Below are 22716 nucleotides of genomic sequence, written 5' to 3' on the forward strand. Positions count from 1 at the left end.
CTCCGAACGACCTCGCCCGGCCCTGCTCACCGGACCGCCGCTCGGGCGCTGCGGTACCCGGCCGTACCGCAGCCATGCCTCGTGTCACAAGATCGGGCGCCACCGAGCGGCGCCCCGGCGCGCTACCGCAGGGTGGCGACGACGACGTGCGGCCCGGGCTCGGCCAGCGCGTGCCGCACCTGCTCGGCCAGCTCCTCGGCGGTGGTCGCCCGCGAGGCCGGCACTCCCATGCCCTCCGCGATCGAGACGAAGTCCAGCGCCGGGCCGGTCAGGTCGAGCAGCTTGCGGGCCCGCTCGCCGTCGCTGGCCGCACCGACGCGGGTCAGCTCGTGCTCGAGGATCGCGTAGGAGCCGTTGTCGCAGATGATCGTGGTGATGTTGGCCTGCTCGCGGGCGTAGCTCCACAGCGCCGAGATCGTGTACATCGCGCTGCCGTCGGCCTGGATGCCGATGACCGGCCGGTCGGGGCAGGCCACGGCCGCACCCAGGGCCATGGGCAGACCGTCGCCGATCGCGCCGCCGGTCAGCGACAGCCAGTCGTGCCGCGGCCCGGCCGAGGTCATCTCGGTCAGCCCCGCGCCCGAGGTGAGCGCCTCGTCGACGACGATCGCGTCGTCGGGCAGCAGCGCGCCGACCACCGCCGCCATCGTGCGCGGGGTCAGCTTCCCGGTGGGCAGCTCGGGCGTCTCCCGCTCCATGACCTGCGGCTCGGCGCCCGGGGCGGCCAGCTCGGCGAGAGCCGTCAGCGCGGCCACACCGTTCTCCCCCGGCTGGCTGAGCACGTGCACCGTGCAGTCCTCGGGCACCGGGTGCCCGGGCAGCCCGGGGTAGGCGAAGAAGTGCACGGGCGCGGTGGCGCCCGCCAGGACGAGGTGCTTGGTGCCCTTCAGCGCCGCCATCGCCATCTCCGGCGGGTAGGGCAGCCGGTGCAGGTCGGGCAGGCCAGCGCCGCGGGCGGTGCGCGCCGGGAAGGTCTCGGCGACCAGGCGCACGCCGGTACCGGCGGCGACCCGCGCCGCGGCCAGCTGGCCCTCGGGCGAGGCCATGACGTCGCCGCCGAGGAAGAGCACCGTCTCCTCACCGGTCAGCACCTTCGCGATGCCCGCGATGAGCGCCGGCGCGGCGTGCGGGCGGTGCCGGACGGCCAGCGGGGTGGCGGGCTCGGCGCCCTCCTCCCACGACACGTCGGCCGGGAGGATGAGCGTGGCGACGCCGGTCTTCTTCGCCATGGCGACGGCCTCCGCCGCGTCACCGGCGACGTCGGCCGGGGACAGCGACCGGCGCACCCACCCGGAGACGGTGCCGGCGATGGCGTCGATGTCGGACTCGAGGGGGGCGTCCAGCCGCTTGTGCGAGCGCGCGTGGTCGCCGACGACGTTGACCAGCGGCGCCCCGCCTCGGCGGGCGTTGTGCAGGTTGGCCAGGCCGTTGCCCAGGCCGGGGCCGAGGTGCAGCAGCGTGGCCGCCGGCCGGCCGGCCATCCGGGCGTACCCGTCGGCGGCGCCGGTGGCGACGCCCTCGAACAGGGTCAGCACACCCCGCATCTCGGGGACGTCGTCCAGCGCAGCGACGAAGTGCATCTCGCTGGTGCCGGGGTTCGAGAAGCAGACGTCCACGCCCGCGTCGACCAGGGTCCGGATCAGTGCCTGTGCGCCGTTCACCCGCCGACCATGGCACGGGTCACAGGCGGAGGCCACACCGGGGGCAGGTGCCGCCTAGAAGGTCAGCACGATGCGTCCGCGGATGCCTCCGGCCTCGAGCAGCCGGTGCGCGTCGGCGGCCTGCTCGGCGGGGAAGGTCCGCGCCACCCGCAGCGTCACGACGCCGTCCTCCGCCTGCTGCCGGAGCCGGTCCAGCCCCGCCCGGTCCTCGGCGGCCCGAGCAACCTGGCACGGGAGGCCCTGCACGCCCCGCTCCCCGTCGCCCTTGTAGCCGCGGACGGTGGCCACCACGCCGCCGTCCTTCACCGCGGGCAGCACGAGTTCGTTCTGCACGGCGCCGTCGGCCAGGCCGTCGACGCCCTCGGGGTAGAGCTCGCGGATGCGCGTGGCGACGTCGTCCCCGCGCCGGACGACGACGTCCGCGCCGAGGCTGCGCACCAGCCCCTCGTCGGCCTCGGAGGCATCGGCGACGACGGTCAGCCCGTCGGCCTTGGCCAGCTGGACGACGAAGCCGCCGAACGCGCCGGCCGACCCTGTCACCGCGAGCACCTGGCCCGGCTGCAGGGCCATGCGGTCCAGCGCCATGCGGGCGGTCAGCCCGTTCATCGGCAGCGTGCACGCCTCGACGGCCGTGGTGCCCTCGGGTGCCCGCACCACCGAGTTGCCGGAGAGCACCTTGTCCTCGCGGTAGGCGCCGTGCGGCCCCATCGGGACGACGATGCCCATCGCGAGGTCGCCCACGGTCAGGTGCTCGACGCCCTCGCCCACTTCGCTGATGATCCCGGCGACGTCCATGCCCGGCACCCACGGCGGCGTCTTGAACGGGTCCCGGCCGGCGTAGGCCCCGGAGCGCGCGTGGGTGTCGGTCGGCGCCACCGCGGCCGCCTGCACCCGGATCCGCACCTGGCCGGGCCCGAGCGGCTCCGGCTCGACGTCGACGATCTGCAGGGCCTCGGGCCCACCGAACTCGATCACACCGGCTGCGCGCATGTCCTCTGCCTACACGTACGGCTGCGCTGCGTCACCAGCGGGACGGGGAGCGCCCGCGTCGGGAATGCGGGCCCGGCTCCCGTCGCTGCAGCAGCAGCACCGCCCCTCCCCCTGCCCCCGAGAGGTCGCGCATGCCCACGCTGCTCCAGTCCCGCCCCACCGCCGCCGAGCCCGCTCCGCGCCGCCGCCGTCGGGTGCCCCTCCGGCTGATCGCGGCCGGCGCCGGCGCCGCCGTCCTCGTGCCGGTCGGCATGCAGGTGGCCGGCTGGCTGCCCGACGACCCGTTCGGCCGGGACGTCGTCGACCGCAGCACCACCCCGCTGCTGCTGGCCCTGCAGGACCTCGAGGAGTACCACGCGGCGAGCGGCACCTTCCAGGTCGTCGTCGACCGCGAGGTGGACACCCGCTACGTGCCCTCGGTGATCAGCGGCGAGCGGGTCCAGCTGCTCGCGACCGGCACCGCCGATGCCTACGTCGACTTCGGCGCGCTGGACGAGGGCGCGGTGACGCTGTCCGCCGACGGCACCACCGCGACCATCGAGCTGCCGGCGCCGGAGCTGGACGAGGTGCGGATCGACCAGGACGAGAGCCGCGTCCTGGACCGCGACCGGGGTCTGGTCGAGCGCATCGGCGACGCCGTCGAGGACGACCCGGTCGACGACGGCGCGCTGTACGCGATGGCCGAGGACCGGCTGGCGGCGGCCGCCGCCGGGAGCGACCTGCGCGAGCGCGCCGAGACCAACACCCGCGCGATGCTCACCGGGCTGGCCCGCTCGCTCGGCGTCGACGAGGTCGAGGTCGCCTTCGACGAACGCCGCGACTGACCCTTCGACGAGATCTGCACACTCGGGGCTCTCCGAGCGCGGGATGCCCCGAGTGTGCAGATCTCGTGTGTGGGTGGCCGTCAGCCCTTGAGCTTGTACTCCTTGAGCAGACCGCGGCTGATGATCGTCTTCTGGATCTCGCTGGTGCCCTCGCCGATGAGCAGGAACGGCGCCTCGCGCATGAGCCGCTCGATCTCGTACTCCTTCGAGTAGCCGTAGCCGCCGTGGATGCGGAACGACTGCGTGGTCACCTCGGCGCAGTACTCGCTGGCCAGGGTCTTGGCCATGCCCGACTCGACGTCGCTGCGCTTGCCGGCGTCCTTGAGCCGGGCGGCGTTGACCATCATCAGGTGGGCGGCCTCGACCTTGATCGCCATCTCGGCGAGCTGGAAGGCGATCGCCTGGTGCTGGGCGATCGGCTTGCCGAAGGTCTCGCGCTGCTGGGCGTAGGCGATGGCCAGCTCGAAGGCGCGGATGGAGATGCCGCAGGCGCGGGCGGCCACGTTGACCCGGCCGACCTCGACGCCGTCCATCATGTGCGAGAAGCCCTTGCCCGGGACGCCGCCGAGGATGTCGGAGGCCTTGGCCTGGTAGCCGTCGAACACCAGCTCGGTGGTGTCGACGCCCTTGTAGCCCATCTTGTCGATCTTCCCGGGGATCGTGACCCCCGGGACGACCTCGCCGAAGCCGGCCGGCTTCTCCACCAGGAAGGTGGTCAGGTTCTCGTGCGCGCGGTCGGCGCCCTCGTCGGTGCGCACGAGTGCTGCGACCAGGGTCGAGCTGCCGCCGTTGGTCAGCCACATCTTCTGGCCGTTGATCGTGTAGTTCCCGTCGGCGTTCTTGGTCGCCTTGGTGCGGATGGCGGCGACGTCGGAGCCCAAGCCCGGCTCGGACATGGAGAACGCGCCGCGCACCTCGCCGGTGGCCATGCGCGGGAGGTAGTGCTCCTTCTGCTCCTGCGTGCCGTGCTGGCGCAGCAGGTAGGCCACGATGAAGTGGGTGTTGATGACGCCGGAGACGCTCATCCAGCCGCGGGCGATCTCCTCGACCACCAGGGCGTAGGTGAGCAGCGACTCGCCGAGGCCGCCGTACTCCTCGGGGATCATCAGGCCGAAGATCCCGAGCTCCTTGAGCCCGTCGACGATCTCCTGCGGGTAGGTGTCGCCGTGCTCGAGCTCCTGCGCGTTCGGGATGATCTCCCGGTCGACGAAGCTCCTGACCGTCGACAGGATCTCGCGCTGGATGTCGGTCAGGTCCGCGGTCTGGGCCAAGCGGGTCATCGGTCTCCTCCGGGGACTCCGGTGTCCGTAGTTACCGGGAAGTATGGGCCACGCCATCCGGCCGCCCGCCGCGTGCCTCCAGCGCGTCACCTCCTCCGGGGGGCCGGGAGCCGTGGTGGAGTGGCCCCCGACGGCGTCCGGCCACCCGCCGGCGAGCACGAGGAGACCGATGAGCACCCCGGACGACGGCAGCTGGTCCCGGCCCGGGCAGGGGCAGCACCCGTGGGCCCCGCCCCCGTACGCGCCACCCGGCTACGGCCAGCCGCCCTACGCGCCCGGTCCGTACGGTCAGCCGCCCTACCCCTACGGGCGGCCGACCAACTCGCTGGCGATCGTGTCGCTGGTGCTGATCTTCGTGTTCGCGCCGGCCGCGCTGGTCACGGGCATCCTCGCCCGCCGGCAGATCCGCCGGACCCAGGAGGCCGGCGATGGCTTCGCGCTGGCCGGGATCATCGTCGGCGGCATCGCCACCGCGCTGTTCGTGCTGGTGATCGTGTTCTGGATGGTGGCGCTCGTCGCCCTCACCAACGACGGCTTCGCCCCCTGAACGCGACGACGGCCGCCCGGAGCACCGGGCGGCCGTCGTGGGGAACTGCGCCTAGTCCTCGGGCGGGGTGAAGGTCGAGGTGCGGGACATGCCGGCGGCGCGGCCCTTGCCCGCGATGACCAGCGCCATCTTGCGGCTGGCCTCGTCGATCATCTCGTCGCCCAGCATGGCCGAGCCCTTCTTCCCGCCGGCCTCGGACGTGTAGTAGTCGTACGCGTCCAGGATCAGCTCGGCGTGGTCGAAGTCCTCCTGCGACGGCGCGTAGATCTCGTTGGCGGCGTCGATCTGGCCCGGGTGCAGCACCCACTTGCCGTCGAAGCCCAGCACCGCGGAGCGCTTGGCGACCTCCTCGAACGCCGGCACGTCGCGCACCTGCAGGAACGGGCCGTCGATGGCCTGCACACCGCGGGCACGGGCGGCCATGAGGATCTGCATGAGGATGTAGTGGAACGGGTCGCCCGGGTAGTCGGGGTGCAGCGCGCCCACGACCAGCGACTTCATGTTGATCGAGGCCATGAAGTCGGCGGGGCCGAAGATGATCGTCTCGATGCGCTCGCTGGCGAAGGCGATGTCGTTGACGTTGATGAGGCCCTGCGCGGTCTCGATCTGCGCCTCGATGCCGATGCGCCCGACCTCGAGGCCGTTGCTCTTCTCGATCTGGGTGAGCAGGAAGTCCAGCGCGCGCACCTGGGCGGCGTCCTGGACCTTCGGCAGCATGATGCAGTCGAGGTTGGCGCCGGCGCCCTCGACGACCTCGATGACGTCGCGGTAGGTCCACTCCGTCGTCCAGTCGTTGACCCGGACGGTGCGGATCTTCTCGCCCCAGCCGCCCTCGTTCAGGGCCGCCACGATGTTCTTGCGGGCACCGGGCTTGGCCAGCGGCGCGCACGCGTCCTCGAGGTCGAGGAACACCTGGTCCGCCGGCAGGCCCTTGGCCTTCTCGAGGAACCGGGGGTTGCTGCCCGGGACGGCCAGGTTGGAACGGCGAGATCGGAGCTCGGCCACGGTGCCTCCGCTGGTGGGGGTCGACGAGGATCGGTCGCACGGAGCGTAGCCACGGGCCTCGGCGCACGCGCCACGCGGTGATCACCCGGAGAGCTCGGTGAGCCACCGGTCGAAGGTCTGGACGCCGCGATCGGCTCCCGGCCCGGCGGTCAGGGTGCCGTCCCGGAACGCCTTCCCCACCGCCCCGGGCAGCCGGACGGGCACGACGAGCCCACCACGGCCCGAGGCCCGGGCGTAGCCCCGGACCATGCCGGTCATGCGCAGGACCTCGGGCCCGACCAGGTCGGGGACCCGCCCGCTCGGTCCCGCCTCGACCAGAGCGACCAACCGCTCGCCCACCTCCCGGGCGGCGACCGGCTGCGACCGCATCACGGGGACCGGGTGGAAGGGGCCGAACCGCAGCTGCGCGTGCAGCTGCCCCGCGAACTCGTGGAACTGGGTGGTCCGCAGCAGGGTCCAGGGCACCGGTCCCGTCGTCACCAGCTCCTCCTGCACCACCTTGCCGGCGTAGTAGCCCAGCGGCGTGCGGTCGCTGCCGACGATGGACAGCGCCACGTGGTGCCCCACCCCGGCCCGCGCCTCCGCGGCGAGCAGGTGGGTGGAGACGGCGCGGAAGAACCGCACCGACTCCTCCTTCGACTGCGTGCTCACCGAGGACACGTCCACGACGGCGTCCACGCCCTCCAGCACCGCGTCCAGGCCGGCTCCCTCGACCAGGTCCACACCGCTGGAGCGCGCCAGGACCAGGACCTCGTGCCCGCGCTCGCCGGCGACGTCCACGACGTGGCGGCCGACGGTGCCGGTGCCCCCGGCGACGGCGATCCTCATCGGGCCACCACCGCGACGCCGGCGGACCGGTCGGCCGACGAGCCGTCCCGGACGGGGAGCAGCAGCGGGACGGCCAGCACGATCGTGGAGCTGAGCGCGACCACCTGGGCGACGGCCTCGACGGCGCCCAGGCCCCCGAGGTGGTGCAGGTGGTAGCCGAGGTGGGGCACCGAGGAGACGATCCAGGCGAGCGCGACCACGAGGCCGGGCCCTCGGTCGCGGTACCGCGTCGCGGCCGCCGAGGCGACGGCGAGCCCGAGGTTGAAGGTGCCGACGTCCCGGACGAGGTGCTCGTTGTACGGCCCGTCGGCCGCCACCCAGGAGCTGAACGGTCCGGGGAACGACTCGTGGAACGAGGCGGGGGCAAGCGTCGCCCAGAGGCCCACGTACAGGCCCGGGAGGACGAGGATCCAGAGCAGGATCCGGCGCGCGGTCGGTGTCATGCCCATGGGACGACGCAGCACCCCGCGGCGTGACATCAGGTGGCCGGCTCGACCAGGGTGGTCGGCCGGCTGCCGCGCACCACCAGGGCGACGCCCGCCACGACGGCGACCATCCCGGGCAGCGCGAGCAGCGGCGGGGCCTGCTGCAGCAGCGCCAGCGCGACCAGCGTCGCGCCGGGCACCTCGAGCAGGATCACCAGGCTGACCATCGTCGGGCCGACGCTCGACAGCACCAGGTTGAGCAGCGTGTGCCCGAGCAGCTGGGCGCAGACGGTGATGCCCGCGATGAGCAGCCAGTCGCGGCCGCTCATCCCGAGCAGCGGCACGTCGAAGACCCAGGCGCCCAGCGCCACCGCGACGGCGCAGACCGAATAGGCCACGACGGCGTACGCCGAGGTGGACAGCCGCTCCCGGGCCTTGGCCCCGGCCAGCACGTAGCCGCCCGCGAAGACGGCGCCGAGCAGCGCCAGCCCGTCACCGACCAGCGCCTCGACGCTCACGCTGACGTCCACCCCCGCGATCAGCCCGGCGCCCACGACGGCGAGCACGAGCCCCCACCAGACGGTGCCGGGCAGCCGCACCCCGGCGTACCGGGCGGCCAGCGCCGTCCAGATCGGGGTCGTGGTGACCAGCGCCGTCGACGCCGCGACGGTGGTCATCGTCAGGCTGGGCAGCCAGGCGGCGAAGTGGGCGGCGAGGAACAGACCCGCGACCACCGAGCTGCGCAGGTCCCGCCACCCCAGCCCGTGCAGCGTCGACCGCTCGCGGGTGAGCAGCACCGGCAGCAGCAGGGCCGCCCCGGCCGCGTTGCGCCAGAAGGCCACCGCCAGCACCGGCGCGACGACCAGCGCGGTCAGCGGCCCCGACATCGAGACGCCGAGGACGGCGACGCCCATGAGCGCGACGTCCCGGCCCCCCGGACGCTGGACCGCCCACGGCGAGGGCGCCGTGGTGGCGTTCAGGAGGGGATCCGGATGCGGCCCGAGGCCACCGGCACGACGCTGCCCCGCACGGTGGCCGCCGCGGCCTTCCCCGCCACCGCGGTGACCGTGCACCCGAGCACCGACGGGCGGCCCATGGCCTCGCCCTGCCGGACGGTGTACGACGACGTCCCCTCGCCGGCGAGCAGGCCGGTCTCGACCAGCCAGACGCCGGTGCCCAGCGCCGCGGAGCCGGTGGCCGGGTCCTCGCCCCAGGCGAGGTCGGCGGCGAAGACGCGGGCGCGGGCGGTGGCGGTCGCGGCGTCCCAGGACAGCACCGAGACGCCCTCGCCCACCGCGAACCGGCGCAGCGCCGCCGGGTCGGGTACGGCGCGGTCGACGGCGTCGGGCCGCACCGAGAGGTAGCCGAACGGCAGCCCGCACCCGGCGACCTCGACCGGCACGCCCGTGACGTCGGCCGGCTCCAGGCCGAGCGCGCGGGCCAGCTCGTCGGCAGCGGGGCCGTCGTCGAGGGTCGGCGTCCCGCCGGACAGGGTGGCTCCGTCGTCGTCCACCACGACGTCGAGCACGCCGGCGCCGCACTCCTGCCGCAGCGTGCCCGCGGCCAGGCGGCCGGCGCGCACCAGCGTGTGCGCGGCACCGACGCTCGGGTGGCCGGCGAAGGGGAGCTCGGCGTAGGGCGTGAAGATGCGCACCCGGTAGTCGGCACCGGGCTCGGTGGGGGCGCTCAGGAACGAGGTCTCGGAGAGGTGGAACTCGTTCGCCAGGGCCTGGCACTGCTCGGTGCCGAGGCCGTCCGCGTCCAGCACGACGGCCAGCGGGTTGCCCGCGAACGCCCGCGGCGCGAACACGTCGACGATCTCGTAGTCCAGCAGCTCCGGGCCGTTCACGGCGCCGACGGTAGCCTTGACACTCGTGACCACGGCGAGCAGGGCGTACGTCTCGCGGCTGGCCGGGCTGACCGTCTTCGACCCCAACGGCGACCGCGTCGGCAAGGTGCGCGACGTGGTCGTGGCGCTGCGCGTCGGCACCGCCTGCCCGCGGGTGCTGGGCCTCGTGGTCGAGGTGGTCGCGCGCCGCCGGATCTTCGTGCCCATGGGCCGGGTCACGGCGATCGACCAGGGCGCGGTGATGCTCGCCTCCGGCACGATCAACCTCAAGCGCTTCGAGCAGCGGGCCGGCGAGACCCTCGTGCTCGGCGAGCTGCTGGACCGTTCGGTGCGCATCAACGAGAGCGGCCGGCCGGCGCACGTCGTGGACGCCGGCATCGAGCAGACCCGCACCGGCGAGTGGCAGATGAACAGGCTCGCCGTGCAGGAGCCGGGCCGGCTGGGGCGGCGCGGCCAGCTGCACACCGTCGCCTGGGACGAGGTGGCGGGGCTGGCGCTGCCGCAGACCGGGCAGGGTGCCGAGACGCTGATCGCCACCTACCGCGAGCTCAACGCCGCCGACATGGCGCACGCCCTGCAGGAGCTGCCGATCAAGCGCCGGCACGAGGTGGCCGAGGCGATGGACGACCAGCGGCTGGCCGACGTCCTCGGCGAGCTGCCCGAGGCCGACCAGGTCGTCATCCTCGGCACCCTCGAGGAGAGCCGGGCCGCCGACGTCCTCGAGGAGATGGACCCCGACGACGCCGCCGACCTGCTCTCCGAGCTCTCCAACGTCGACCGGAACCGGCTGCTCGAGCTCATGGAGCCCGACGAGGCCGAGCCGGTCCGCCAGCTGCTCAAGTACTCCGAGGACACCGCCGGCGGGATCATGACCAGCGAGCCGGTGATCCTCACGCCGGACGCGACCATCGCCGAGGCGCTCGCGCGGGTCCGCGAGCCCGAGCTCACCCCGTCGCTGGCCAGCCAGGTCTACGTCTGCCGCCCGCCGTCGGCCACCCCCACCGGCCGCTACCTCGGGCTGGCGCACATCCAGCGGCTGCTGCGCGAACCGCCGTCCAGCCTGGTGAGCGGCGTCCTCGACGACCTCGAGCCGCTGCGCCCGGAGGCGCCGCTGGCCGAGGTCACCCACTACTTCGCCACCTACAACCTGGTGGCCGCCCCGGTCGTCGACGCCCAGGGCCGGCTCGTGGGCGCGGTCAGCGTCGACGACGTCCTGGACCACCTGCTGCCCGACGACTGGCGCGAGCGGGCGCGTCGTGGCTGAGCGGCCGCGGCTCGACGTCCCCAGCGGCGGGTCCCGGCGGTTCAGCGGGTTCCTCCGGCTCAACCCCGACTCGGTCGGCGCGTTCGCCGAGGGCATCGCCCGCTTCCTCGGGACCGGCCGCTTCCTCGCCGTCCAGACGATCGTCGTGGTCGTCTGGATCGGGCTGAACGTCGCGGCGGTCAACCTCCGCTGGGACCCCTACCCCTTCATCCTGCTCAACCTGGCGTTCTCCACCCAGGCCGCCTACGCCGCACCGCTGATCCTGCTGGCGCAGAACCGGCAGGCCGACCGCGACCGGGTGCAGGCCGAGGAGGACCGCTCCCGGGCGGCCTCGACCCGCGCCGACACCGAGTACCTGGCCCGTGAGCTGGCCTCGCTCCGGGTCGCGGTCGGCGAGCTGGCGACCCGCGACTTCATCCGCAGCGAGCTCAGCCGGCTGACCACCGACGAGACCCCGGACGACGCCGAGCGCCGCGAGAAGAAGGCGAAGAAGAAGCGCGACGTCGCTCTCTGACGCGCCGCGCCGACCCAGGTGTCGCGGCCGCCGGAACGGGCACCTGTGGCCCACCGACCCGCGCGAGGCGGGTCGCGCAACGGGGGCGAGACGCAGATGAGTTCCGCAGGGATCGACGCCGTGTCGACGCAGGAGGCCCCACGCGGGCTGTACGGCAGCAGGATCGGGGATCGGCTGGTCCGCTCGGCGACCGCCGAGCTGATCGGCACCGCCCTGCTGGTGTTCGTCGGGACGAGCGCAGCCGTCGCCGCGGGCAGGGGCAGCTACGAGCTGCTCGCCGTGGTGCTCGCGTTCGGCGTCACGCTCGTCGCGCTCGCGGCGGCCTTCGGCCACGTGTCCGGGTGCCACCTGAACCCGGCGGTCACCCTCGGGCTCGCCGCCTCAGGGCGGTTCCCCTGGCCGGCCGCCGCCGGGTACGTCGGGGCCCAGCTCGCGGGCGGCCTGCTGGGCGCTGCGGCGACGTGGGCCTGCTACGGCGACCGCGGGCGGACCGTGGAGAAGCTGGGCGCGACCGTCCCCGACGGAGGCGTGTCGACCGCGAGCGCCTTCCTCGTCGAGCTGCTGGTCACCTTCCTGCTGGTCCTCGTCGTCATCTCCGTGGCCACCGACGACCGCGCCGAGGGCGGGATCGCCCCCGTCGCGGTGGGCCTGGCCCTGGCCGCAGCCATCTTCGCCGCCGCACCGCTCACCGGAGGGGCCGTGAACCCCGCCCGCGCGTTCGGCCCCAACCTGCTGGCCGGCGAGCTCGCCCCGCTGTGGATCTACCTCGTCGCACCCACGCTGGGCGGGATCCTGGCCGCGGTCCTCTACGCCCGGGTGTTCGCCCGCACCGAGCCGCCGGGGTGACCGGTCAGCCGGCGAGCACGTGGACGCCGGCGCCGGTCAGGCCCGCCAGCACGATCACCACGATGAACGGGGCGCGCAGCGCGAGCGCCAGTGCGGCGACCGCCAGCCCCGCGAGCCGGCCGTCGACCACCACCCGGTCGTCGGTGGTCAGGCCCTGCACCGCCACGAGGGCGGCGAGCAGCGCGGCGGGCACGAAGTCGACGACGCGGGCGACCCAGGGCTGCTCCACCCAGGACGCCGGCACCGACATGCCGGCGAGCTTGAGCAGGTAGCAGCCGAGGGAGGCGACGACGACGGCGGTCCACATCGCGTCGCCGCTCATGCCCGGCGCTCCGGCGTCCGCGGCCGGCCGGCCAGCCCGACGGCGACGACCGCGGTGACGACCTGGACGCCGACGGGCACGAACGGCGTGAGCGCGAGCGCGATCACCGCTCCCCCGATCGCCACCCGGCGCTGCACGGCCGGCTCGGCCGACCCGGCGGCGGTCAGCCGCGGCCACAGCAGGGCGAGGAAGGCGGCCGGGACGACGGCGTCCAGCGCGGCCTCGGCGGTGCCCCCGAGCCCGGAGGCGCCGAGCGCGCCGACCAGCGTCATCGCGTTCCAGCCCAGGTAGATCGTGCCGCCGGTGACCCAGAACGCCAGCCGGCCCAGCTCCCGGTCGGGCGCGGCCACGGCCATCGCCGTCGACTCGTCGATCACCCAGTGCGCCGCACCCGCGCGGCCCAGCGCGGTGCGCGGTGCCAGCAGCGGCGCCATGCGCACGCCGTAGACGGTGTTGCGGGTGCCGAGGAGCAGGGCGCTGCCGATGGCGGCCGGCGCGCTGCCGCCGGCACCGAGGACACCGACAAGGGCGAACTGCGACGCGCCGGAGAACATCAGCGCCGAGAGCGTCAGGGCCTGCCAGACGTCCAGCCCGGCGGCATCGGCCGCGGCACCGAACGCGATGCCGTAGAAGCCGACGGCGACCCCGAGCCCGACGGCGTCGCGGAGCGTGCGGGAACGGGCGGGGTCGGGCACGTCCGCCGAGACTAGGCGGCGCTCCCGCCACCGCCGGCGACCCCGGTGCGCGCGCGCCGCCGGACGGTGCGGTCGAGGATGCCGAGGGTCCCCTTGAGGGCGCTCGCCGGGACGATCGGGAAGGTCAGCAGCGACCGGTACTCCTCGCGCAGGTCCGACCAGTCGCAGTAGGAGACGACGCGGGTGCCGCCGTCGGCCGGCTCGAGCCGGTAGCCGTAGACGTGCTGCAGCGGCGGCCGGATGGTGCCCTCGATGGTCCAGGCGATCTCGCGGTCGGGCTCGTAGGCGGTGATGACCACCTCGACGTCGTAGCGGCCCATCGGCAGGTCCCCGAGGGCCTCGCGGTCCATGTGCACCACGAAGCGGTCGCCGACGGCCGAGACCGGCTCGCCCTCGGCGTCCATCAGCATCCCGGAGGCGTCGATGTCGACGTGCCCCTGCGGGTCGCGCAGCACGGCGAAGACCTCCGCGGCCGAGGCCGGGATCAGGCGCACGGCCTCGATGCGTTCGGCGGCGGGCTCGGGCGCGGACCCCGCGGGCTGGCTCATGCGCTGGAGCATGGCACCGACCTGAGCAGCAGATCACCCCCGCGCCCCGCGGTGCAGGGCCGACGCCGCCGTACAGTGGCGGTCGACCCGGGTGCGCAGGCCCCGCTCAGCCGCGACCGGCCGCCCTCGGGGTCCCCCGTCGAAGGAGACAGACGCACCGATGTCCGACACCCTGACCGGCACGCCGGCGCTCGACGCCATCACCGCCGCGCTGGCCACCGTCCAGGACCCCGAGATCAACCGCCCGCTCACCGAGCTGGGAATGGTCAAGGACGTCCAGATCGACCCGGACGGCTCCGTCCGCGTCGAGGTCTACCTGACCGTCGCCGGCTGCCCGATGCGCGAGACCATCACCAACCGGGTCACCACCGCGGTGGGCGCCGTCGCCGGCGTCACCTCGGTGCAGGTCGGCCTGGACGTGATGAGCGACGAGCAGCGTGCCGAGCTGCGCAAGACCGTGCGCGGGACCGACGCCGCCGACCCGGTCATCCCCTTCGCCCAGCCCGGCTCGCTGACCCGCGTGTACGCGGTCGCGTCCGGCAAGGGCGGCGTCGGCAAGTCCTCGGTCACGGTGAACCTCGCCGCCGCGCTGGCCAAGCGCGGTCTGGCGGTCGGCGTCGTGGACGCCGACATCTACGGCCACTCGGTGCCGCGGATGCTGGGCACCGACGAGAAGCCGACCCAGGTCGACAGCATGATCATGCCGCCGCAGGCCCTCGGGGTGAAGCTCATCTCGATCGGCATGTTCACCCCCGGCAACACCCCCGTCGTCTGGCGCGGGCCGATGCTGCACCGCGCGCTGCAGCAGTTCCTCGCCGACGTGTGGTGGGGCGACCTGGACGTCCTGCTCCTCGACCTGCCCCCGGGCACCGGCGACGTCGCGATCTCCATCGCGCAGCTGCTGCCCAACGCCGAGATCCTCATCGTCACCACCCCCCAGCTCGCCGCCGCCGAGGTGGCCGAGCGGGCCGGTGCGATCGCCACGCAGACCCACCAGCAGGTCGTCGGCGTCATCGAGAACATGTCGTGGCTGGACCTGCCCGACGGCTCGCGCATGGAGGTCTTCGGCTCCGGCGGCGGCGAGGCGGTCTCCGACGCCCTGACCAAGACCCTCGGTGCGCGCGTGCCGGTGCTCGGCCAGGTGCCGCTGGACACCCGGCTGCGCGAGGCCGGCGACAACGGCGCCCCGATCGTGCTCGCCGAGCCGGACTCCCCGGCCGCCCGGGCGCTCACGAAGATCGCCGACGGGCTGGCCAGCCGCCAGCGCGGCCTGCAGGGCATGTCGCTCGGGCTCACCCCCGTCCGCAAGTAGCACCGTCGAAGCCCGCTGGGGCGTTCCCTCCGACCGGAGGGGGCGCCCCAGCGGCGCGTCCGCGGCCGGTCACCTAGCGTTCGCGGCGTGACCGACAAGCTGATCAGCGAGAGCATCACCGTGGCCGCCCCGCCGGAGGTGGTGTTCGCGATCCTCGCCGACCCCCGCCAGCACTCCCGCATCGACGGGTCCGGCTCGGTCGGCGCGGTGGTCAACGCCCCCGAGCGGCTCACCGCGACCGGCCAGACGTTCACCGTGCGCATGAAGCTCTTCGGCGTCCCCTACGTGATCCGCAACCGGGTCGTCGAGTTCGAGCCGGGACGGCGGATCGCCTGGCGGCACTTCACCGCCAACCGCTGGCGTTACGAGCTGGCGCCCACGGCCGACGGCGGCACCACGGTCACCGAGACCTTCGACGCCTCGCGCGCCGACGGCCTCACCGACGCCGTCGTCCGGGCGGCGAAGTTCCCCGAGCGCAACCGCGCCGGCATCCTCGGCACCCTCGAGCGGCTCAAGGCGGCCGCGGAGGCCGACGCCGCGCTCTAGGTCGCGTCGACGTCGAACGGCGGCGGCACCGCGCGGTCCCGCGGGCGGGCGACCACCCGCGCGGCGGTCGCGCCGGTGGCGCCGCGCGCCGGCGCGGGCTCGTCGTCGTCGAAGAGCTGGCTGCGGATGAACGTCCGCGGGTGGTACTTGCGCAGGTCCAGGTCGCGCAGCTCCGGCAGGTCGTCGCCGAGGGTCTCGTTGACCTGCGCGCGGACGCCGGAGATGGCCGCCTTCGCCTTCTTCAGCGCGCCCGCGGCGTCCTTCGCCAGGTGCGGCAGCCGCTCGGGGCCGAAGATGAACAGCGCGGCGAGCGCCAGGACGATGATCTCGCCCCAGCCGATCGAGTTGAACACCGCCGCTCTCCGTCCCTCGGGCCCTCAGCCTATGCGGCGGTCAGGCGGCGTCGAGCGTCGCGCGGAGCTCCTGCGAGGCCCCGTCGCGCACGATCTCGACGGTCACCTCGTCGCCGGGGGCGCGCCGGTCGACCGCGACGACGAGCTCCTCGGAGCTGCCGACCGGATCCCCGTCGACGGCGATGATGACGTCGCGCTCCCGGATGCCGGCGTTCGCGGCCGCGCTGCCCTGCTCGACGTTGAGCACCAGGGCGCCGTCGCGGGTGCCGTCGGTGACCGACCGGGCGTTCACGCCGAGCGAGGAGTGCACCGCGGAGCCGTCGGAGATGAGCTGCTCGGCGATGTCGCGCACCGTGTCGATCGGGATCGCGAAGCCCAGGCCGATCGAGCCGCCGCTGCTGCTGCTGGTGCCGCCCAGCGAGGCGATCGCGGTGTTGATGCCGATGAGGGCGCCGGTGCCGTCGACCAGCGCGCCCCCGGAGTTGCCGGGGTTGATCGGGGCGTCGGTCTGCACGGCGCTGATGACGGCGTTGGTGTCGCTGCCCTCGCCGGCCAGCCGCACCGGTCGCTCCAGCGCGCTGACGATGCCGGTGGTGACGGTGCCGGCCAGGCCCAGCGGCGAGCCGATGGCGACCACGGGGTCGCCGACGACGACGCTGTCCGACGTCCCCAGCGCGGCGGTGACCAGGCCCGGCTTCTCCACCTTGATGACGGCGAGGTCGCTGGCCGGGTCGCGGCCGACGATCCGGGCCTCCGAGCCGCTGCCGTCGGAGAAGACCGCGCGGATCTCGGCGCCGCTCACGTCGGCGGCGCCGGAGATGACGTGGTTGTTGGTGACGATGTAACCGTCGTCGCCGTCGATGACCACGCCCGAGCCGGTCGCCCCGGACTCGCCGACGCGCACCTCGATGGAGACCACCGCGGGGCTCACCTCGGCGGCGATGGCGGAGACCGAGCCCGGCTCGCGGGTGGTTCCGGGGTCGACCTGGGTGAGCGTCGTGCCGGGTGACAGCAGCGGGGACTCCGGCGTCGCGCGGGTGAGCCACCAGCCGACCCCGCCGCCGATCGCCCCGACGAGGAGCACGGCGAGCAGGACCAGCGCGGAGAGCCGGACGGAGAGGTCGCGGAGGCGAACCCTGCGGCGGCCCTTGACGTCGACGACGAGCGGGCCGGTCTGCTCCTCGGGCTCGTCGGCGTACACCGCGGGGGCGCCGAGACCGGCGGGCGCGTACGGGTCGCGCCAGGGGTCGCTGCGGGCGTCGGACTTCCACCAGGGGCCGCTCGCGGTGCGCCGGCGCCCGGGCCGGCCCGTGGGGGGTTCCTGCAGACCCCGCTGGCCGGCGCCCGGGCCGAACGCGCGGATCAGCGCCTCCGGGGGCGGCGGCGGGACCGGCCGGGCGGGCGCGGGAGGACGGTCGCCGGCGAAGCTGCCCGGCACGCTCGCCGGGCGGCCGAATGCGGCCTCCTGGCCCGGGCCGGGCTCGGGGGCGGCCACCGGGCGCGGGGTGAGCCGGTCGGGCACGTCGCCGAACGCCCCGTCGGCACCGGCCGGCCGGGCGAAGGCAGGGTCGTCCTGCGGGCGGGGCTCCGGCGGCGGTGCGCCGCCGTCAGCGGAACCGGTCAGGGCGTGCCGCCCAGCCCGTCGGCGGCCGACCCGGTGGAGGTGGTCGCGGTGCCGACGTCGACCGTGCGGACGACCGGCGGGACGACCTCGGTGTGCTGCCGGACGGTGGAGTCGGCCACGGGTCCGCCGTCCCGGGCGTCGGGCGGGAGGGTCAGCGCCAGGGCGGTGACGCCGGCGCCCAGGCCGGCGAGCGTGCCCACCAGGCCGCGGCGCAGCCAGCGCGCGTGGTCGGCGCGCTGCGGGCGGTCCTGCGGAGCCAGATCGACCTCCCAGGCCGACGCGCCGCGCACGGTGACCCGGCCGGAGTCCTCGCCCAGCGAGACCGGGCCGCTCCCGGAGCCGGGGACGTCGGCGGTGAAGGGGATGGCGCACAGCCGCGACATCAGGTCGCCCGGGACGGCCACCTCCTGCGAGGCGTTCAGCGCGTCCTTCGCCTCGCGCTGCGCCTGGACGGCCATCCGGCACTGCAGGCAGCCGGCCAGGTGCCGCGCGGCGCGCGCGGCCGGGCCGGCGGTCAGCTCGCCGTCGACCAGGGCGGCGATCGCCTCCTGAGCCAGGTGGCTCTCCGGCATGCTCATCGCGCCGCGCCCCCCTCGGTGAGGACGTCGTCCCCGCCCAGCACCCGGCCGGGGGCCAGGTGCGCCAGCGCCTGCCGCAGCTGGACCCGGCCACGGTGGATGCGGCTGCGCACGGTGCCGAGCTTGATGCCCAGCGTCGCGGCGATCTCCTCGTAGGTCAGCCCCTCGATGTCGCACAGCACGACGGCGACGCGGAACTCCGGCGAGAGGGCGTCGAGGGCCGCCTGGATCTGCGGGTCGAGGTGCGTGTCGGCGTAGACCTGCTCGGGGCTGGGCGCGCGGCCGGGCAGGCGCTCGGTGTCCTCGGGGAGCGCGTCGAAGCGGATCCGCTGCCGGCGCCGGACCATGTCGAGGAACAGGTTCGTGGTGATGCGGTGCAGCCAGCCCTCGAAGGTGCCCGGCGAGAAGTCCGCCAGCGAGCGGAACACCCGGACGAAGGTCTCCTGGGTCAGGTCCTCGGCGTCCTGCGGGTTGCCCGAGAGGCGGTAGGCCAGCCGGTACACGCGCGCCGAGTGCTCGCGCACGACCTGCTCCCAGGTGGGCGCGACCCAGCCCTCGACCTCGGGGCGGATCGGCTCGGGCACGGCACCAGTATCGCCGACACGGGCCCCTGCGTGGGGGCCGGCGTCGGGATCGGCGTCGGCAGGGCGGGCGGGCACGGGTCGCAGGAGGGCCACGTCCGGTCCAACGGGCGAGGTCAGGGGCGCTGTTCCCCTGCGTCGCCCTTCCCAGTGAACTCACAGCTCGGTCTCGACCGGGCCGTGCGCGCAGCGGCCGCGCGCCGTCGGCCACTACCCTCGCCCGGTGATGAGCGCCTCCCCACCGCCGCCCGGGAGCGGTGCGGAGGGCGCCGCCCACGCCGACCGCTACGCCGCGGAGCCGGCCGAGATGGTCGCCGCGCGGGACCGCGCCGCCCGGCTGCCCGGCCCACCTCCCGTCGCGCCGGCCGTCGGCGCCACCCTCGCCGTCCTCGCCGCCGGGGTGGGCGCCCGCGCGGTGGTCTCGATCGGCAGCGGCGGCGGGCTGGCCGGCCTGTGGCTGCTGCGCGGCATGCGGGCCGACGGCGTCCTCACCGCGCTGGACGGCGACCCCGAGCAGCTGCGCGCGGCCCGCGCCGCGTTCGCCGGTGCCGGCGTGCCGGCCGGCCGCACGCGGATGATCTTCGGCACCCCGGCGGAGGTGCTGCCCCGGTTCTCCCCCGGCGCCTACGACATGGTGGTCTGCGCCGGGTCCCCGCTGGAGTACGCCGCCCAGCTCGACGGCCTGATCGGCCTGGTGCGCGTCGGCGGCACGCTGGTCTGCCACGGCCTGCTCGCCGGCGGGCGGATCGCCGACCGCACCGCGCGGGACCCGCAGACCGTCGCCTGGCGGGAGATCTCGCGCGTCGTCCGCGAGGACGAGGCACTGCTGTCCGCCGTGCTGCCCATCGGCGAGGGCCTGCTCGTCGCCACCCGGCGGGGCTGACCGCTCAGCCGAAGGCGTGCTCGCCGAGCGGCTCCCACGGGCCGCCGAGGTAGCGCCACAGACCCAGCCCGCGGGCCCGGACGTCGTGGGGCGCGAACCCCATCAGCAGCCGGTCGCGCAGCGCGCGGGCGACGGCGGGCTCCACCTTGTTCTGCACGGTGACGTGCGGCGAGTGCCGCTGCCGGTCCTGCGGGGTGAGCCACGGCGCCCACGCCGACGCCAGGCCGGCGCGCAGGGCGGCCAGCGTCCCGGACTCCAGCACGTACGCGACCCCGCGCCCCAGCGAGCGCACACCGGTGACGGCGACGTCGAACGGGGGGCGGTCCGCGGCCGCGGCGAGGTCGGCCCGCACCGCGTCGAGGTGCTCTCCGGGCAGCGCGTGGAACAGCGTCACGTGCGCCTGCAGGACGTTGCGCTCCGGCGGGAAGTGCTCGGCTCTCAGCCGGTCGAACCGCTGCTGGTCGGCGTCGTCCAGCAGCAGCGTGACGATCAGCGGCTCCGGCATCCGTTCAGACGAAGGCGCGGGCGCCCTTGCCGAGCACGGTCACGCCGCCGGCGCTCACGTGGTAGCGCTCCCGGTCGGCGTCGAGATCCACGCCGATGCGCGCGCCGGCGGGGACGACGGCGTTCTTGTCCAGGATCGCCTTGTGCACGACGGCGCCCTCGCCGATGTACGCGCCGTCCATGACGACGCTGCCCACGACGCGCGCACCCTGCTCGACCCGGACCCCGGGCGAGACGACCGACCCGTGCACCGAGCCACCGCCGATGATCGCGCCGGCGCTGACCATCGACTCCTCGGCCCGTCCCCCCAGCACGAACTTCGCCGGGGGCAGCTGCGGAGGCAGGGTGTAGATCGGCCAGCGGTCGTTGTAGAGGTTGAAGACGGGGGTGACCGAGACCAGGTCCATGTGCGCGTCGTAGTAGGAGTCGATGGTCCCGACGTCGCGCCAGTAGCCGTGGTCGCGCTCGGTGGCCCCGGGGACGACGTTGGTGGAGAAGTCGTAGACCCACGCCTCCCCCGCCGCGGCCAGCATCGGCATGATCGAACCGCCCATGTCGTGCACGGAGTTCTCGTCGGCGGCGTCGGTCCGCAGCGCCTCGAGCAGGGCGTCGGTGGTGAACACGTAGTTGCCCATGGAGGCGAAGCTCTCCTCGGGCGAGTCCGGCAGGCCCGGGGGGTCGGCCGGCTTCTCCAGGAAGCCGCGCACCCGGCCTTCCGCGTCGGCGTCGATGACGCCGAACTCGGTGGCATCCCGCCGCGGCACGCGCAGCCCGGCGATCGTCACCCCGGCACCGGTCTGCAGGTGCTGGTCGATCATCTGCCGCGGGTCCATGCGGTAGACGTGGTCGGCCCCGAAGACGACGACGATCTCCGGCCGCTCGTCGTAGATCAGGTTGAGGCTCTGGAAGATCGCGTCGGCGCTGCCGGTGTACCAGCGCGGGCCCAGCCGCTGCTGCGCCGGCATGGGGGCGACGTAGCCGCCGAGCAGCTGCGACATCCGCCAGGTCGTGGTGATGTGCCGGTCGAGGCTGTGGCTCTTGTACTGGGTCAGCACGGCGATCTGCCGGATGTCGCCGTTGACCAGGTTGGAGAGCACGAAGTCGATGAGGCGGTAGTTGCCGCCGAAGGGCACCGCCGGCTTCGCGCGGTCCTGGGTCAGCGGCGCCAGCCGCTTCCCCTCACCGCCCGCCAGGACGATGCCGAGAACCCGAGGAGCGCCGCGCATGCCCGCAACGTATCCCCCGGTGGCCCCGGCCACTCCTCCGCGGGCTACGGGACCACCCCTGAGGGGCATCCCGGCATGCGGGCGGTGCCCTTACGGTGACCTCGTGCGCATCGGCATCGTGACCCGTGAGTGGCCGCCGGACGTCTACGGAGGCGCCGGCGTGCACGTCGAGCACCTGGTCGCCGCGCTCCGCGGGCTGCCGGCCGGAGCGGACGACCGCGCCCTCGACGTCGACGTGCACTGCTTCGGCGGCCCCCGGGACGACGCCACCGCGCACGCCGTCCCCGCCGGGCTGCGGGAGGCCAACGGCGCGCTCCAGGCGCTGGGGGTGGACGTCGAGATCGCCGCCGCCCTCGCCGACGCCGACGTCGTGCACAGCCACACCTGGTACGCCAACACCGCCGGGCTGCTGGCCGCCCTGGTGCACGGCGCCCCGCACGTCGTCACCGCGCACTCGCTCGAGCCCCGCCGGCCGTGGAAGGCCGACCAGCTGGCCGGCGGCTACCGCCTCTCCTCGTGGGCGGAGCGGACGGCCTACCTCGCCGCCGACGCCGTGATCGCCGTGAGCGCCGGCATGCGCACCGACGTGCTCGACGTCTACCCCGACCTCGATCCCGCCCGCGTGCACGTCGTCGGCAACGGGGTGGACGCCGAGGCCTACCGCCCGGTCCACGCCCCGGACACGGTGCGCGCGCTGGGCGTCGACCCCGACCGGCCCTACGCGCTGTTCGTCGGCCGGATCACCCGCCAGAAGGGGCTGGTCCACCTGCTGGCCGCGGCCGAGCAGCTGCCGCCGGACGTCGGCCTGGTGCTGTGCGCCGGTGCCGCGGACACCCCGGCCGAGCGCGAGCAGGTGGCCGACGCCGTCGCCGCGCTGCAGGCCCGCCGCGAGGGCGTGGTGTGGATCGAGGCGATGCTGCCGCGCGAGCAGCTCGTGCCGCTCATCTCCGGCGCCACGGTGTTCGTCGTCCCGTCGGTCTACGAGCCGCTGGGCATCGTGAACCTGGAGGCCGCGGCCTGCGGCACCGCCGTCGTCGCCAGCGCCGTGGGCGGCATCCCCGAGGTCGTCGACGACGGCCGCACCGGGCTGCTGGTGCCCTACGACCCGGAGGACGCCCACGCGTTCGCGAGCGGGCTGGCCGCCCGGATGACCGAGCTGCTGCGCGACCCCGACCGGGCGGCGCGGATGGGCGCGGCGGGCCGCGAGCGGGTGCTCGCCGAGTTCGGCTGGCCGGCGATCGCCCGGCAGACCGTCGAGGTCTACGCGGCCGTCCTGGCGGCGCGGCGGTAGCCGCGCCGCTGGTACCTTTCCCCCGCCGGCCCGTGCGCCGGTGGCGCAGCAGCAGCGAAGTCCGGTGCGAATCCGGCGCTGTCCCGCAACTGTGAGAGGCCCCCCTGCACGAGGCAGCGGGGCCCGAGCCAGATCGCCTGCTCTGCGCCATGCAACCGACCCTCGCGGCAGGGGTCGCGCATCGGGCGTCGGGTCAGCTCGGGAGCGACGCCCTCCGCCT

Annotated in this window: 26 protein-coding genes; 9 read left to right on the forward strand and 17 right to left on the reverse strand. The window is 74.8% G+C overall.

What is annotated here, in order from left to right:
- Positions 1-122 precede the first annotated feature (122 nt).
- Positions 123-1661: an acetolactate synthase large subunit gene (locus ACI79H_RS00390; protein ID WP_456552386.1), complete on the reverse strand. Its 1539-nt coding sequence runs from the start codon at positions 1659-1661 to the stop codon at positions 123-125.
- Positions 1662-1715: 54 nt separating this feature from the next.
- Positions 1716-2651, reverse strand: a complete 936-nt coding sequence (locus ACI79H_RS00395; RefSeq protein ID WP_456552387.1) for a quinone oxidoreductase family protein — start codon at positions 2649-2651, stop codon at positions 1716-1718.
- Positions 2652-2782: 131 nt separating this feature from the next.
- Between ACI79H_RS00395 and ACI79H_RS00400 the strand changes: the two genes are divergently transcribed.
- Complete coding sequence (locus tag ACI79H_RS00400; RefSeq protein WP_456552388.1) at positions 2783-3475, forward strand: DUF4230 domain-containing protein; 693 nt, start codon at positions 2783-2785, stop codon at positions 3473-3475.
- Between the two features lie 80 nt (positions 3476-3555).
- On the opposite strand, the gene ACI79H_RS00405 is transcribed toward ACI79H_RS00400, so the two are convergent.
- Positions 3556-4755 (reverse strand): acyl-CoA dehydrogenase family protein, encoded by a 1200-nt coding sequence (locus tag ACI79H_RS00405; protein WP_456552389.1) that lies wholly within the window; start codon positions 4753-4755, stop codon positions 3556-3558.
- A gap of 169 nt (positions 4756-4924) precedes the next feature.
- Here ACI79H_RS00405 and ACI79H_RS00410 point away from each other — a divergent pair, with 169 nt between their 5' ends.
- Positions 4925-5302: a DUF4190 domain-containing protein gene (locus tag ACI79H_RS00410; RefSeq protein WP_456552390.1), complete on the forward strand. Its 378-nt coding sequence runs from the start codon at positions 4925-4927 to the stop codon at positions 5300-5302.
- Positions 5303-5353: 51 nt separating this feature from the next.
- On the opposite strand, the gene ACI79H_RS00415 is transcribed toward ACI79H_RS00410, so the two are convergent.
- The 5 genes from ACI79H_RS00415 to ACI79H_RS00435 form a co-directional block, all read right to left on the reverse strand.
- Positions 5354-6307 carry an HpcH/HpaI aldolase/citrate lyase family protein gene (locus ACI79H_RS00415; protein ID WP_456552391.1) on the reverse strand — a complete coding sequence of 318 codons (954 nt, stop codon included), beginning with the start codon at positions 6305-6307 and terminating at the stop codon, positions 5354-5356.
- Positions 6308-6388: 81 nt separating this feature from the next.
- Complete coding sequence (locus tag ACI79H_RS00420) at positions 6389-7135, reverse strand: SDR family oxidoreductase (RefSeq protein ID WP_456552392.1); 747 nt, start codon at positions 7133-7135, stop codon at positions 6389-6391.
- Complete coding sequence (locus ACI79H_RS00425; RefSeq protein WP_456552393.1) at positions 7132-7578, reverse strand: hypothetical protein; 447 nt, start codon at positions 7576-7578, stop codon at positions 7132-7134. The genes ACI79H_RS00420 and ACI79H_RS00425 overlap by 4 nt, the downstream gene beginning before the upstream one ends.
- 35 nt (positions 7579-7613) lie before the next feature.
- On the reverse strand, positions 7614-8474 hold the full coding sequence (locus ACI79H_RS00430; RefSeq protein ID WP_456552394.1) for a DMT family transporter: 861 nt from the start codon (positions 8472-8474) through the stop codon (positions 7614-7616).
- Between the two features lie 62 nt (positions 8475-8536).
- Complete coding sequence (locus ACI79H_RS00435; RefSeq protein WP_456552395.1) at positions 8537-9409, reverse strand: PhzF family phenazine biosynthesis protein; 873 nt, start codon at positions 9407-9409, stop codon at positions 8537-8539.
- 25 nt (positions 9410-9434) lie between these two features.
- On the opposite strand from ACI79H_RS00435, the gene ACI79H_RS00440 reads away from it, so the two are divergent.
- The 3 genes from ACI79H_RS00440 (at position 9435) to ACI79H_RS00450 (ending at position 12033) form a co-directional block, all read left to right on the forward strand.
- Positions 9435-10673 carry a magnesium transporter MgtE N-terminal domain-containing protein gene (locus ACI79H_RS00440; protein WP_456552396.1) on the forward strand — a complete coding sequence of 413 codons (1239 nt, stop codon included), beginning with the start codon at positions 9435-9437 and terminating at the stop codon, positions 10671-10673.
- Complete coding sequence (locus tag ACI79H_RS00445; protein WP_456552397.1) at positions 10666-11187, forward strand: DUF1003 domain-containing protein; 522 nt, start codon at positions 10666-10668, stop codon at positions 11185-11187. Before ACI79H_RS00440 ends, ACI79H_RS00445 begins: the two co-directional genes overlap by 8 nt.
- A gap of 96 nt (positions 11188-11283) precedes the next feature.
- Entirely contained in the window at positions 11284-12033 is a 750-nt protein-coding gene (locus ACI79H_RS00450; protein ID WP_456552398.1) for an MIP/aquaporin family protein, read from the forward strand.
- Between the two features lie 4 nt (positions 12034-12037).
- Here the strand turns inward: ACI79H_RS00450 and ACI79H_RS00455 are convergent, their stop codons facing one another.
- From ACI79H_RS00455 to ACI79H_RS00465, 3 genes are read right to left on the reverse strand one after another with little or no spacing between them, the layout of a single operon-like run.
- Positions 12038-12355 carry an AzlD domain-containing protein gene (locus ACI79H_RS00455; RefSeq protein WP_456552399.1) on the reverse strand — a complete coding sequence of 106 codons (318 nt, stop codon included), beginning with the start codon at positions 12353-12355 and terminating at the stop codon, positions 12038-12040.
- Positions 12352-13050: an AzlC family ABC transporter permease gene (locus ACI79H_RS00460; RefSeq protein WP_456552400.1), complete on the reverse strand. Its 699-nt coding sequence runs from the start codon at positions 13048-13050 to the stop codon at positions 12352-12354. The genes ACI79H_RS00455 and ACI79H_RS00460 overlap by 4 nt, the downstream gene beginning before the upstream one ends.
- An 11-nt stretch (positions 13051-13061) precedes the next feature.
- Complete coding sequence (locus ACI79H_RS00465) at positions 13062-13598, reverse strand: SRPBCC family protein (protein WP_456552401.1); 537 nt, start codon at positions 13596-13598, stop codon at positions 13062-13064.
- A 160-nt stretch (positions 13599-13758) separates the two neighbouring features.
- Between ACI79H_RS00465 and ACI79H_RS00470 the strand changes: the two genes are divergently transcribed.
- Positions 13759-14910 carry an Mrp/NBP35 family ATP-binding protein gene (locus ACI79H_RS00470; protein WP_456552402.1) on the forward strand — a complete coding sequence of 384 codons (1152 nt, stop codon included), beginning with the start codon at positions 13759-13761 and terminating at the stop codon, positions 14908-14910.
- Positions 14911-14997: 87 nt separating this feature from the next.
- Positions 14998-15456, forward strand: a complete 459-nt coding sequence (locus ACI79H_RS00475; RefSeq protein WP_456552403.1) for an SRPBCC family protein — start codon at positions 14998-15000, stop codon at positions 15454-15456.
- Here the strand turns inward: ACI79H_RS00475 and ACI79H_RS00480 are convergent.
- From ACI79H_RS00480 to sigE, 4 genes are all read right to left on the reverse strand, one after another.
- On the reverse strand, positions 15453-15809 hold the full coding sequence (locus tag ACI79H_RS00480) for a twin-arginine translocase TatA/TatE family subunit (RefSeq protein WP_456552404.1): 357 nt from the start codon (positions 15807-15809) through the stop codon (positions 15453-15455). The genes ACI79H_RS00475 and ACI79H_RS00480 overlap by 4 nt on opposite strands.
- Positions 15810-15849: 40 nt before the next feature.
- Positions 15850-17331, reverse strand: coding sequence for a S1C family serine protease (locus ACI79H_RS00485; protein ID WP_456552405.1), 1482 nt, complete (start codon positions 17329-17331; stop codon positions 15850-15852).
- A 98-nt stretch (positions 17332-17429) separates the two neighbouring features.
- Positions 17430-18011: an anti-sigma factor family protein gene (locus ACI79H_RS00490; protein ID WP_456552406.1), complete on the reverse strand. Its 582-nt coding sequence runs from the start codon at positions 18009-18011 to the stop codon at positions 17430-17432.
- Positions 18008-18595 (reverse strand): RNA polymerase sigma factor SigE, encoded by a 588-nt coding sequence (sigE, locus tag ACI79H_RS00495; RefSeq protein ID WP_456552407.1) that lies wholly within the window; start codon positions 18593-18595, stop codon positions 18008-18010. Before sigE ends, ACI79H_RS00490 begins: the two co-directional genes overlap by 4 nt.
- Positions 18596-18818: 223 nt before the next feature.
- On the opposite strand from sigE, the gene ACI79H_RS00500 reads away from it, so the two are divergent.
- Positions 18819-19475, forward strand: coding sequence for an O-methyltransferase (locus tag ACI79H_RS00500; RefSeq protein ID WP_456552408.1), 657 nt, complete (start codon positions 18819-18821; stop codon positions 19473-19475).
- Positions 19476-19479: 4 nt separating this feature from the next.
- Here the strand turns inward: ACI79H_RS00500 and ACI79H_RS00505 are convergent, their stop codons facing one another.
- Positions 19480-19980 carry a 2'-5' RNA ligase family protein gene (locus ACI79H_RS00505; protein ID WP_456552409.1) on the reverse strand — a complete coding sequence of 167 codons (501 nt, stop codon included), beginning with the start codon at positions 19978-19980 and terminating at the stop codon, positions 19480-19482.
- A 4-nt stretch (positions 19981-19984) separates the two neighbouring features.
- On the reverse strand, positions 19985-21205 hold the full coding sequence (gene glgC / locus ACI79H_RS00510; RefSeq protein WP_456552410.1) for a glucose-1-phosphate adenylyltransferase: 1221 nt from the start codon (positions 21203-21205) through the stop codon (positions 19985-19987).
- Positions 21206-21308: 103 nt separating this feature from the next.
- Here glgC and glgA point away from each other — a divergent pair, with 103 nt between their 5' ends.
- Positions 21309-22496: a glycogen synthase gene (gene glgA / locus ACI79H_RS00515; protein ID WP_456552411.1), complete on the forward strand. Its 1188-nt coding sequence runs from the start codon at positions 21309-21311 to the stop codon at positions 22494-22496.
- Positions 22497-22716: the final 220 nt, after the last annotated feature.

This window comes from Blastococcus sp. SYSU D01042, assembly GCF_054050515.1.